Source organism: Henriciella sp. (genome assembly GCF_049649345.1).
Taxonomy (GTDB): Bacteria; Pseudomonadota; Alphaproteobacteria; order Caulobacterales; family Hyphomonadaceae; genus Henriciella.
In genome coordinates this window covers 1-11,658 of record NZ_JBARZC010000098.1, presented here as the reverse complement: position 1 = coordinate 11,658, position 11,658 = coordinate 1, and the positions used below count along the sequence as shown (strand labels likewise).

Below are 11,658 nucleotides of genomic sequence, written 5' to 3'. Positions count from 1 at the left end.
GAAACGCTCGGACATGGCGGGACTTTCTCTGCAACAGGGCCGGTCTGGCGCTGCCGTAACACGGGCGAGACCGAGGTCAACAGAGCAGACTGTCTCACTCGCGCATATGTTTGGGTTTGTACTCGGGAACAAGCTTTGAAAGCGACATGATCGCTTCTTCGCGCCGGCGATTGCGCGCATGATCGAGGAGCTCGTCGAGCTCTTCGTCGAAATCATTGGCGAACTGTTGCTCTGAGGCGACCTTGTAGATGCCTTCAATGCCGATCGCGTGGACCTCTTCGTGATTATAGGTCAGCATTTCATGCATCTTTTCGCCGGCTCTGAGCCCGGTCGTCCTGATCTCGATGTCCCGGCCGGGAACAAGCCCCTTCAGCCGGATCATCGCTTCAGCGAGCGCCTTGATGCGGATAGGTTCGCCCATATCCAGCACATAGAGCGACGAGGTGCCCGGCGCACCATTATGCGTCGCCGACTGGAGAACCAGGGCCGAGGCCTCTTCCACCGTCATGAAGTAGCGCGTGACATCCGGATGGGTCAGGGTGACAGGGCCGCCGGCAGCAATCTGGCGCTCGAACAGCGGCACAACCGACCCCGAAGAGCCGAGCACATTGCCGAACCGGACCATCGACACGGCGAGATCTGAGGCGCGCGCATGGCGAGTCACGGCGATTTCGGCGAGCCGCTTGGTCGCGCCCATGACATTGTCCGGATGGACGGCCTTGTCGGTGGAGACAAAGACCATCTTGGCCACATCACCCGCAATGGCCGCCTTCGCGGTCTTAACCGCCCCGCCGACATTGGTCAGGATGGCTTCGCAGACATTGTGCTCCATCAGGGGCACGTGTTTCAGCGCGGCGGCATGGATTATCACGTCCGGATCGGCATCGCGGATCGCCCGGCCAAGCCGGATGTCATCGCGCACATCGCCAAGCTCTGACTGGATCCGGACATTCGGAAACTCGCTACGCAGGGACAGGTCGGCTTCGTAGAGATTGTATTCAGAGGAATCGAAAAGGGTCAGCAAATCGGGGTTCATCGCCGCGCACTGGCGGGCAAGCTCGGACCCGATCGTGCCGCCACCGCCGGTCACGAAGACGCGTGAGCCCTCGATCAGGTTTGCAACAGGGCGGCTGTCGAGGACACGCTCGCGTCGTTTGAGCAAGTCAGCCGGGCGGACCGGCAGCATCGCGCCGCCATCGAGCCCTGCATCGAGCGACATGACTTCTGTCTTGCGGTTGGCCGCTTCTTCGAGAATTTGCGTCATGTACTGGCGCTCGCGCGCCGAGCCGGACACAGCAACGAGCGGCGTGCGGCCATAGCGTACGGCAAGCAGGTCGAGCACCTTGCCGAGATCGTCGAGCCCGCCCATCACAGGAACGCCGCGAATAGCCCGGCCAAACTCGGCGCCATCTGGCTCCAGCAGCCCCAGCACGCGGACTTTCGCCCCCTTGTCGTCCTGGTTCAGCGAGCGCAGCACGGCTGGCGCTTCAATCGATTTCGAGATCAAAAGCGCGATCGGCGCATTCGGCTGGACACGCGAGAAGAAGATCTGGAAAGGCCGGCGGGTCGAGCGCCCCAGAGCAATCATCCGGCCAAGGAAGATGATGGCTAGCCAGACCACATCGGCGATCAGAATCGCACTTCGCGGAAAGCCGATCAGCCGGTTCCAGAGAAACATGACCGGCAGGAACATCAGCGTCGCAAGGCCGACCGCCTGGATGATCTTGACCGCATCGGTCCAGCCGGAATGGCGCCAGACCTGTCTGTGAACGCGAAGCAGGTAGAAGGAGGCAAGGCCCACAAGGGCGAAGGTCGCCGTGGCCATCAGGCCCGATTGCAACGCATTGGGCGGCGCCCCGCCCGTTGACAGCCAGCGCGACGACACTGCAACGGCCATCGCAAAACCGGCCGCGCCTGTGTCAAAGCCAAGGGTGATCGCCATGGCGCGCCGGGCTTCGTCGCGCGGCGTCATGCAGGAGTGTCCTTCAGAAAGGCCCAGCGCACGCAGTTTGGCGGGCCGGACCCATCGCTTTCTGGTTGTGCACGTCCGCTAAGGACAATCTGGGAAGATTTTTCTATCACGCCACGCCCGAGATAAACCGTTTTCTCGATACGAGCCGCTTCATGGCTCGTCTTGAAGCGCCACACTGCCCCGGATTCTGTCTCAAGTCTAATGGAAGTGTCTCCCATCATCACCGAGACAGTGGGATGAAGATGAAATCTGATCACGAACGGCACGGTCCTGTCGGTTTCTGCAGCGCCTTGTGACACAGGCCGGGCCAGCGAATCCTCGCCGGCAAGCCTGCGGCCATTGCCGGACATGAACAGACGGCGGCGATGCAGCAGTCCGAACTGCTTTTTGTAACCGCCATGCTGCGCATCGAGCCAGATTTCGTCAGCCTCCTCGAGCCGTTTGGCAGAAATGCCCTCTGGCCCGGTCGGAAAAGTCAGCCGAGTCTCGTCATTTCGACCGAATGAGGCCGAATCTTCAGAGGCGAGAATCAGCGTGGAATGGGCACTGGTGCGGCGCACCGCCTCCTGCCAGTCGACGTCCACTTCCGGGCTGAAACCACACGAGGTCACCAACCGGGCCGGGCCATCGTGCATTTCAAAGCCGAGCGCGCCGGCATGTGCCCAGTCCCCGAACGGTTCTTCGGGGGCACTGCCGGCATCGAGGAGCAGTACGGTCGATCCCTTGGCGAGTTTGTGAAACCCCGATTTCGGCGCAACCGTGAAGCCGCGCGGCGACTTGCCAAGCTGGCTGATCGCGGCATCCACCGTTTCCGGCAGGCTTTCATGCCCGTCATTGAAAGGCGGAAGCGCGCCATCACCGAGGCGGAAAAACCCGACCATTCCGCCGAGCCGCTCAATCCAGCTCTGAACAAAGGCCGGAACGCTTCTTTGGGACCGCTCGATCACATCGCGAAGCACACAGAGCTCAATCATGGACCGGAGCCCGCGGGCCGGCGCACGCGTCACATGTCCGCCGTCGGGAAGAATCTGGGCGGTGCATTCATGCTCGAGCCGCGCGAGCGCTTCAGGCAGTCCCTTGCCGCGTTTCAGGCAGATTGAATTGAGGACGAGAACGACCGCAATGCGCCAGCGTGCGGCCGGCTCCATGCAGTCGTCATACAGCGATTCAATATGGCGCACCTGCCGGGCCAGCACATCGAGCCGCTGGTGCACAGCCTCTTCCCCGCCCATTTCAAACAGCGCCGGTCCGCACACCATCCAGTTCCAGATCCGGTCTGCAGTGCAGCCTGCGCGCCAGGCAAAGCCATGAAACCGGCCGAAATTCTCAATCCAGTCATCGACCAGAAAACGCGCCCGGTCTGCGCCGGCGTCGCCCTGGGTGAACACGTCGCAGAGCCAGTCAAAACGGTGCAGGCGGTCTGAGAAGTGCCGGGACGGAAGCTCAGCAGCCCAGGGCGGGCGGCCGGGCGGCATTTCCATCTTGTCCATGCCGATCCGCCAGACATCGCGCATCAGGCTTTCGCCGCGCATGTCGTCGGCAGGCACAATGGCGCGCGGATAGAGCCCGAACCCTTCAGGCGCTGTGCCGGCAATTTTCAATCTATGGATAGGGCTGGCTGTGGCTTCCTCGCCGCTCTTGCCGGTCAGCTTCGACCACAACTCCGCGTCTTCCTCCGGTGACCGGCGGTGCGCAGGGCCTGAATTTGCAAACTCGACTGACATGTCCTGCCTGATCACCTGAAACGGCTCGCCTTATCTAACGCGCAGCGCCGCGATATTGCCAGCATACTGGTCGGGTCCACCCTTGAACACAGCTGACCCGGCGACGATGGCAGTCACACCTGCAGCGATGGCCTTTGGTGCGGTTGCAGGATTAAGGCCACCATCCACTTCAAGGATGATGTCACGCCCGCTTGCGTCGATTTTCTTGCGGAACGCATCGATCTTGCGCAGCTGGCTGTCGATAAAGCTCTGGCCGCCAAAGCCCGGATTGACCGACATCACCAGGATCAGATCGATATCATCGATGATCGGATCGACCACATCTGCAGACGTGCCGGGATTGATCGCAATGCCCGGCTTCATGCCAGCCGCGCGGATCGCCTGCAGCGTGCGATGGATATGCGGGCCGGCCTCCGGGTGAACCGTCAATATGTTCGCCCCGGCCTTGGCGAAAGCGTCGATAAAGGGGTCTACCGGCGCAATCATCAGATGCACATCGAACGGCTTGTCGGTGTGCGGGCGCAGCTTTTCGATGACAGGCGGGCCGAAGGTCAGATTGGGGACGAAATGGCCATCCATGACGTCGACATGGATCATGTCGGCGCCAGCCTCATCAATGGCGCGTATTTCCTCGCCGAGCTTGGCGAAGTCAGCTGACAGAATCGAAGGAGAAATCAGGACATCAGACATGGCTATCGCCTAAAACCAAACCGCCGCCAGCACAAGGCTGACGGCGGTTCTCGACTTTCAATCTCTCGCCCGGTTCGCAGACCGGGACCGGATCATTCTAGTAGGCAGACATCGGCGCCACGGTGACGCGGTCAGCGCCGAAGGTGACGTAGACGCGCGAGCCGGGCTGAATGTAGATGTCGCCTCCCTGGACGATCTCTTTCAGGTCGCCGCTGTCGAAACGGATCGTATAGGCAAAGCCGCGGCGGGTGTTCACACCCTTGCCAAGCTCATTACCGGCGACACCGCCAAGCACGGCACCACCGACAGCACCGGCGGTCTGGGCCTTGTCGCCGCCGCCAAGCTCGGAGCCTGCAAGACCGCCGAGGACGGCGCCCGTTGCAACGCCGATAATCGACTTGTCAGGACGGATCGTGACTTCACGCGCAGAGGTCACAGTGCCTTCGCGAACGGTTGAAGCATAGCCTACACCTGTCGAACTCACGGTGTTGGCCCCATAGCCACTGGCACAACCCGCAAGCGCGAGCGTCAGGGCAGCGAAGGCGCCGGCCATCATCTTGCTCGGCGTTTTTACGGTATTGGTCTCAGTTGTCATTTCGTGCTCCTTTGCACATTGGACACCGAAGTATCGGAAATTCCCGCTGAACGGCATATGAATTCGAGCGGGCTTTTTTGTGACGATTTGCCGTTATTTCTGGCTCTGGAGCGTCTAGTTTCGCGTGAGACGCGAAATAAAGAAGAAGTCATGGCTGAACTTGCCGTTCGGCAACGTCAGGACATCGCCATCTTCTGTCAGGCCATTGGCGAACTCGCCCAGGTCTTCGGCCGAGAAACCAGCCCGGGCGCAGCCGCCAGAGGCGAGCACTTTTTCGACGACCTCTACCCCTTCGCGCTTGAGCGGCGTGCAGACACAATAGATGAGCGTGCCGCCAGGCTTCAGCATTTGAAGCGACGCCTCAATCAGTCGCGCCTGAATTTCAGGAAAGCGCGCAATATCATCGGGCGCCTTGATCCAGGCCCCTTCCGGATGGCGCCTCAGCGTGCCGAGCGCAGAGCAGGGCGCATCGAGCAGGATCCGGTCTGCGGGCGCAGGCGGGCTCCAGTCCTCGACCTTGTCGGCCACGATATCGACGCTGCCCGAAAGACCTGTGCGCTCCAGATTGTCCTCAACACGCTTCAGCCGCGCCTTTGAGCGGTCGAGCGCAGTCACTTTTGCACCAGCGGCAGCCAGCTGCATGGTCTTGCCGCCCGGAGCCGCGCAGAGGTCGAAGACGGTCTCGCCCGGCTGCACGCCAAGCAATCTGACCGGCAAGGCCGCAGCCACGTCCTGCACCCACCAGTCGCCGCTTTCGAACCCTTCAATATCGGAGACGCCCCCGGTCGGCACACGGACACTGCCCGGCCCGATGGCCTCGCCCTCCAGCGACGCGGCAAGCGCGCCAGCATTTTGCGGGTCTTTCGGTGTCAGGTGCAGGTCTGGCTCATCGAGCTGCGCTTCGGCAATTTTTGCGGCGTCCTCAACGCCGAGGCTCGTCATCATTGCGACCGTCAACCAGTCCGGCCAGACCGCTGTGACGGGGGCCTTGTCGAAATGTGAGCGGTCGGACACGGCCTTGCGCAAGACCGCGTTCAAAAAGCCGGAGGCCGATTTCGCCCGCGCCCAGCCTTTGGCTGCATCCACCGTCTCACTGACCACAGCATGCGGCGGGGTTTCCATCAGCCAGGCCTGCGCCGCGCCAATCCGGAGCAGTGCTCGGGCCGGCGGTGTCGCTGTTTCGATGGAGCGGTTGAGGAAAGGCGCAAGCCCCTTGTCGATCCGGCCGAGCTGGCGCAGCGCTGCGCTCGCCATGGCCCGCGCAAAGCCGCGGTCAGGCCCTGTCAGCCGCTCATAAAGCTCTGAGGTCGCCATCGCTTCATCGAGCGTCCGGCGATTGTCGAGGGTTTCTATGAGAAGATCGGCGGCCGCCTGTCTAGATTTCGCGCCGCTCATCCCCAGGGCCCAGTGGCGCGCTCATTCGCGGCCGCTGCTTCGGGCATCGACCCGACAGTCATGTCTGCCGCGAGCTTGCGCAGGGCCTCAACCCTGTTGGCTGTTGACGGGTGGGTCGAGAACAGGCTGTCGCCCCTGCGGCCATTGAGCGGGTTCATGATGTACATGTGCGCCATGGCCGGATTGGCTTCAGCGCGTTTATTGAGCGTCGAGCGCGCGCCGCGGTCGATTTTTTCAAGCGCGGACGCAAGCCAGGCCGGGTTGCCGCAAATCTCGGCGCCGCGACGGTCCGCTTCATATTCGCGCGACCGGCTGATCGCCATCTGCACAAGGCCGGCGGCCATCGGCGCAAAGATCATGATCGCGATAGAGGTGATAATGCCGCCGCGCTCGCGATTGCCGAAGAAAAGCGCGAAATTGGCGAGCATGCCGATCGCACCCGCAATCGTTGCGGTCACAGTCATGGTTAGCGTGTCGCGGTGCTGAACATGGGCAAGCTCGTGTGCCATGACGCCGGAAACTTCCTCGCGGTTGAGCATGTTGAGCAGGCCAGTCGTCGCGGCAACAGCCGCATGTTTCGGGTCGCGCCCTGTCGCGAATGCGTTCGGCTGCGGCGTATCGATGATGTAAATCTTCGGATGCGGCATGCCTGCATGTTCGGCGAGCGCCCGTGTGTCACTGGCAAATGTCTGCAGGACAGGCGAGCGCTCTTCGTCGGTTATTTCCCGCGCGCCCTGCATTTTCAGAACGATCTTGTCGGCGTTCCAGTAGGAGAACACGTTCATCACCAGCGCGACCACAAAAGCGATCCCCATGCCGAGCGCGCCGCCGACGAGGTAGCCAACGGCCATGAACAGTGCCGTCATTGCGGCCAGCAGGATGAATGTCTTGGTTGTGCCCACGGGTTAGACCGCTCCTTGATCACCAGGGTTCTGGTTCTAATCTCTTACAGGCGATTATATGGAAAGTGTTAACGCATGTGGGAGTCATGTGTGTGGCAAATGACAGAAATATCATGAGCAAAGACATACCACCCGCAGCCCAGCGCGCGCTCGCCGAAGCACAGGCGCGCCGCGAGGCCCAGATCGAGCATGAAAAGGCGCTGGAAGCCGAACGCGAAAAGGAATCCGGCGGCCCGAAGAATCGCGAGCCCACCCGCTTTGGAGACTGGGAGCGCAAGGGCATTACCTACGATTTCTAACGCTCGCAGGTGCACGCCCCGCGTGTGTCCGATTCCCTTCTCGGGTTAACCAGTTTGCACTCGCCTCCACGAGCCATTTTACTGCGCTCTGGCCTCAGGCTTGCGACGCAGTGACCAGATGCCAGACATTTTCGCTCAGGAGGCGAATTGTATGCCAATACGCTACAGACTTGCCGTGCTCGCAGGCGCAATCGCCCTGTTTGCAGCCCCGGCTGTCGCGGATGGATACGCCAACAAAACCTACAATCGCGGCCCAGCGCCCCTGAAAGCCCATGAGCTGACCCCGCCCGAGCCGGGCTGCTATCTGGTGGATGCCGAGACCGACACCTGGTCCTGCCCGCCGCTGCAGCAAAAAGCCCAGACCATTTCGTCCGGTCACACCGCCTATGCGGGCGGCACTGTTCGCCGGTACATCGATGACTCCAAGACGCGCACTTACGTCAATCGCTACACGACCGGCGGCGAGTGTTGCGGCGATACGCGCCCTGCGCCTCCGCCACGCTATGCTCCACCGCCGCCTCGCCGACACAATGTCGTTGAACGTGGTATGCGCATCGACATTAGCGGGTTCGGCGGCGGCGTCGGTAGTGGCGTTGATGGCGGATATTATGGCGGCGGCGGCGGTTTTGCCTATGCAAGCGCAAGTTCAAGCGCGTCTGCGAGCGCGATGGCCTCAGCAGCAGCTTCGCTCACTTTCCGCGGCGGCTTTAAGGGCGGCGGCAAAAAAGGCGGCGGCGGTTGCCATGTCTGCGGCGGCGGCAAGGGCCACTAGCCCACCGCCAGAAGAAATAACCAGGGACGGAACGAGGTCAGCCCACGGGCTGGCCTTTTTCTTTGCGCGCTTCAGACGATGCCGAGCCGGATCAGGCTTTCTGCACTGGCCTTGATCGCGTCTTCTGCCGGAATGGGCGTCATGCCGAGTACGGTTTTCATCTTCTCATTCGAGAAATCCCGCTCCTTTCCGAGTTCCGGCAGGATCTGTTTCAGCGACGGATTCAAATTGGCGAAGAGACGCACGGCCCAGTTCGGCAGCGTCCCCTTCGGTATTTTCCGGTCCGGATAGGCCTGGCGCATAACCTCGCCGATCTCCTCCATCCACATCACCCTGTCGCCGACAATGAAGCGCTCGCCCGCCGCCTCGTCCAGCGTCATTGCGCGGACGTGGGCTTCTGCCACATCGCGCACATCGACAACGCCGAAACTCAGTTTCGGATAGGCCGGGAGTTTGCCTTCCAGCGGTTGCGAGATGAGTTGTAGCGACGAAGAGACATCTTCGCTCATCGCCGGCCCGAGGACGGCCACCGGGTTAATGACCGCAAGCTCAAGCCCCTGGCCCTCGCCGTTCACATAGTCCCAGGCCGCGCGCTCTGCGATCGTCTTCGACCTGGTATAGGCGGTGTTGTCCTTGAGATTGTCCGGATTGGACCAGTTAGTCTCATCAAACCTGGCCGGACGCTTGTCGCCCAAGCCATAGCCGACAGCCGCCATGGAAGAGGTCATCACCACCCGCTTGACGCCTTCGGCCTTCGCCGCTTTCAGCACGCGAAGCGCGCCATCACGCGCCGGAATGATGAGCTCGTCCGCACTTTTTGGCTTGTCGGCCGGAAAGGGTGAGGCGACGTGCTGGACATAATCGACGCCGTTCAGCGCATCCGCCCAGCCGGCGTCGTCTTTGAGATTGGCTTCGACCAGCGGGATATCGATGTCGCGGCCTGCATGGGCCGACAGGACCTCATTCAGCCGGCGGCCCTTCGCAGCAGATCGGGCCGTTCCGCGCACATGATATCCTTGGTCGAGAAGGTTCATGATCAGGTGCGAGGCAATGAACCCGGTCGCGCCGGTGACAAGTACGGTCTGCATCGGGAGCCTCCAGCGCGTTTACGGAATGCGGTCTCGTGAACATTAACAGTTCTGTTCACAATTCGCACGTGAAAACGGCGTGGCAGGGCCGTTTTAGCCGAAAACGTCGGATATTCGCTCCGGCGACGTGCCTTCTTTCAGATCGCGCAGATGCACATAAAGAACAGCCACACCGACAGAACTGACAATCGCGCTGATCATGGCGATCAACGTATTGAAGATGACGCCGATCAGCGAAAAGGGCTGCGTTGAGGTTGGCGCCGTGACATTGCCGAGCGAGAGCACGCTGAAAAGAGCGCCGATAATCATATAGACGACCCATACCAGCACCATCAGCCCAAAAATCCGCCAGCGCTGACCTTTTGTCAGCTCGGCGCTGCGCTCGAACGCGCCGATGATCCCTGTGTCTTCAATCACGAATGAGGGCACGGTCACCGCCCAATAGGTCAGCAGGATAAGCCCGGGAATGAAGAGCAACATGAAACCTATAGACAGGCCGATCCCCATAAGAATCGACAGACCGAGCAGCGGCAGGAACACGGCCAGCGCGACACCGACCGACCGGCCGACATCTGACGGGCGCCCGGTCAGCGCTTCAACCGTCGTGAAGACGGCAGCCGCTTGCATCAGAATGGGCAGGAGCGCGGCAACAATCGTCCCGATCAGCAGGCTGAACGAAAAGTTCGGCATTATGGATCCGGTCTGGACAGCAGTATCGAACATGGCCGACAGCAGAAAGGACAGGACGATCTGGGGCACGGCGATGAAGATGACGGCCAGAAGAAGAAGCTCCGTCAGCCGCTCGCGGATTACCTTGATCGTCGTTTCGATCACATAGCCAATATCAAGCGCTTTTTCGTCCATTCCCGGTCCCCTTTCAGCCATGACGCGCGTCCAGTATACTTAGAAAGTTGCGTCACACTACCCGGTCATATGGCCCATTTAGCGATCCGTCAGAACTTTGACTTTCTGCGCCTTTTTGTTGCGGTCCCTGAAGGTGATGTAGGCGGCCGACACGATAATGATGGCGGCCCCGATCCAGACATTCATCCCTGGCAACATGCCAACGATGATCAGATCGGCCACGGTCGCCATGGGCAGGCGGAGATAGTCGAGCGGCGAGATGAAGGAGGCGTCGCCAACGCTGACCGCGGAGATGTAGCAATACTGAGCGACGAAACCGACGCCGGCCATGACGATGATCCAGCCCCATGTCTCGAGATCGGGGGTCGACCAGTAATAGATGGCGAAGGGCAGCAGCAGGACTGATGACAGGACATTCGCATAGGTCAGCAACGCGACAGCCGAAAGCTCGGCGCTCAGCGATTTTACGAGCACGATCGCAAAGGCCAGGAAGAAGGCGCTGGCAATCGCTGTCATCGTCCCGAGGTCGAGGCTGAACCCGTCTCCGCCGCTCGCGGCCCAGAAGATGAAGACGCCCGGCACCACCATGATGAGAACGCCAAGAAAACCGACCCCGACCGCGCCCCAACGGTGGATGCCCACCGTCTCGCGCAAGACGATTGCCGCCAACACCGTGACAAAGAGCGAGCGCGAAAAGCTGATGGCGTTGAACTGCGAGAAGGTCAGATCGAAGTCAGCCGAAATCGCCACAATGGCCAGCGTGAAGCCGAGGGTTCCGAACAGCGATCTCAGCAGCAGCAAGCCCGGATGCCGGGTCTTCAGCTTGCCAATCCCGGCCCGCATAATCACCGGCACGGAAATGAGACAGGCGATGAATGAGCGCCAGAAGGCGAGAAAAACCGGGTGGACGTCCTCGGTCAGCGTCTTCGACAGCACGATGTAGACCGTGAAGCCCAGCCCTGACAGCAGCATGAAGATTGCGCCAAGGGCATTGCCAGACAGGCCCTGACGCTTAGTCTCAGGCTCTGATGACTGGCGGGTGCTTTCATTCATGAAGACGTTTTCCCAATCCGATCTCGACGCGATCGATCAACTCTGGCGCAGTGTTCCGGCCGACCATGTCTGGACCGGCTGGTCGGCGGCCGGCGCCGAACCTGAAGAAGTCTGGCTCTATCGCACACGCGCCCACTGGCGCAAATTCCCGCTGCGCAAGACAGATAAGGGCTTCGAGCTGTTTGACGAGCGTGACCGAAAGGTTGCCGCGGCCGCGTCGCTTGAGGGCCTGCTCACTGCCGTAGAAGGCATTCCCGGCCTGCGCGCCGAGACCGACAGCTAAGGCGCTAGCCCTTGTCTGCCA

At 61.2% G+C, this 11,658-nt stretch carries 12 protein-coding genes; 3 read left to right on the top strand and 9 right to left on the bottom strand.

Annotated elements, in window-relative coordinates:
* Positions 1 to 94 precede the first annotated feature (94 nt).
* The 6 genes from WA989_RS02520 to htpX form a co-directional block, all read right to left on the bottom strand.
* Entirely contained in the window at positions 95 to 1,972 is a 1,878-nt protein-coding gene (locus WA989_RS02520; RefSeq protein ID WP_424338953.1) for a polysaccharide biosynthesis protein, read from the bottom strand.
* The gene (locus WA989_RS02515; protein ID WP_424338952.1) at positions 1,969 to 3,696 is read right to left on the bottom strand and encodes a heparinase II/III family protein; all 1,728 of its coding nucleotides are present in this window, start codon (positions 3,694 to 3,696) and stop codon (positions 1,969 to 1,971) included. The genes WA989_RS02520 and WA989_RS02515 overlap by 4 nt, the downstream gene beginning before the upstream one ends.
* Before the next feature lie 30 nt (positions 3,697 to 3,726).
* A complete protein-coding gene (gene rpe / locus WA989_RS02510; protein ID WP_424338951.1) occupies positions 3,727 to 4,386 on the bottom strand; it encodes a ribulose-phosphate 3-epimerase in 660 nt (219 codons plus the stop codon).
* 97 nt (positions 4,387 to 4,483) lie between these two features.
* Positions 4,484 to 4,981, bottom strand: coding sequence for a glycine zipper 2TM domain-containing protein (locus WA989_RS02505; protein WP_424338950.1), 498 nt, complete (start codon positions 4,979 to 4,981; stop codon positions 4,484 to 4,486).
* A 114-nt stretch (positions 4,982 to 5,095) separates the two neighbouring features.
* Complete coding sequence (locus WA989_RS02500; RefSeq protein ID WP_424338949.1) at positions 5,096 to 6,376, bottom strand: RsmB/NOP family class I SAM-dependent RNA methyltransferase; 1,281 nt, start codon at positions 6,374 to 6,376, stop codon at positions 5,096 to 5,098.
* Positions 6,373 to 7,278, bottom strand: coding sequence for a zinc metalloprotease HtpX (gene htpX / locus WA989_RS02495; RefSeq protein ID WP_424338948.1), 906 nt, complete (start codon positions 7,276 to 7,278; stop codon positions 6,373 to 6,375). The genes WA989_RS02500 and htpX overlap by 4 nt, the downstream gene beginning before the upstream one ends.
* A gap of 113 nt (positions 7,279 to 7,391) precedes the next feature.
* Between htpX and WA989_RS02490 the strand changes: the two genes are divergently transcribed.
* Together WA989_RS02490 and WA989_RS02485 are read left to right on the top strand one after the other, a co-directional pair.
* Complete coding sequence (locus WA989_RS02490; protein WP_424338947.1) at positions 7,392 to 7,577, top strand: DUF1674 domain-containing protein; 186 nt, start codon at positions 7,392 to 7,394, stop codon at positions 7,575 to 7,577.
* A gap of 151 nt (positions 7,578 to 7,728) precedes the next feature.
* Positions 7,729 to 8,349, top strand: a complete 621-nt coding sequence (locus WA989_RS02485) for a hypothetical protein (protein ID WP_424338946.1) — start codon at positions 7,729 to 7,731, stop codon at positions 8,347 to 8,349.
* A gap of 71 nt (positions 8,350 to 8,420) precedes the next feature.
* Here the strand turns inward: WA989_RS02485 and WA989_RS02480 are convergent, their stop codons facing one another.
* From WA989_RS02480 to WA989_RS02470, 3 genes are all read right to left on the bottom strand, one after another.
* A complete protein-coding gene (locus WA989_RS02480; protein WP_424338945.1) occupies positions 8,421 to 9,437 on the bottom strand; it encodes an SDR family oxidoreductase in 1,017 nt (338 codons plus the stop codon).
* A 93-nt stretch (positions 9,438 to 9,530) separates the two neighbouring features.
* The gene (locus tag WA989_RS02475; protein WP_424338944.1) at positions 9,531 to 10,322 is read right to left on the bottom strand and encodes a glycerophosphoryl diester phosphodiesterase membrane domain-containing protein; all 792 of its coding nucleotides are present in this window, start codon (positions 10,320 to 10,322) and stop codon (positions 9,531 to 9,533) included.
* Between the two features lie 57 nt (positions 10,323 to 10,379).
* Complete coding sequence (locus WA989_RS02470) at positions 10,380 to 11,354, bottom strand: DMT family transporter (protein ID WP_424338943.1); 975 nt, start codon at positions 11,352 to 11,354, stop codon at positions 10,380 to 10,382.
* On the opposite strand from WA989_RS02470, the gene WA989_RS02465 reads away from it, so the two are divergent.
* Positions 11,353 to 11,637, top strand: a complete 285-nt coding sequence (locus WA989_RS02465; protein ID WP_424338942.1) for a hypothetical protein — start codon at positions 11,353 to 11,355, stop codon at positions 11,635 to 11,637. The two genes, WA989_RS02470 and WA989_RS02465, sit on opposite strands and share 2 nt — an antisense overlap.
* Positions 11,638 to 11,658 lie beyond the last annotated feature (21 nt).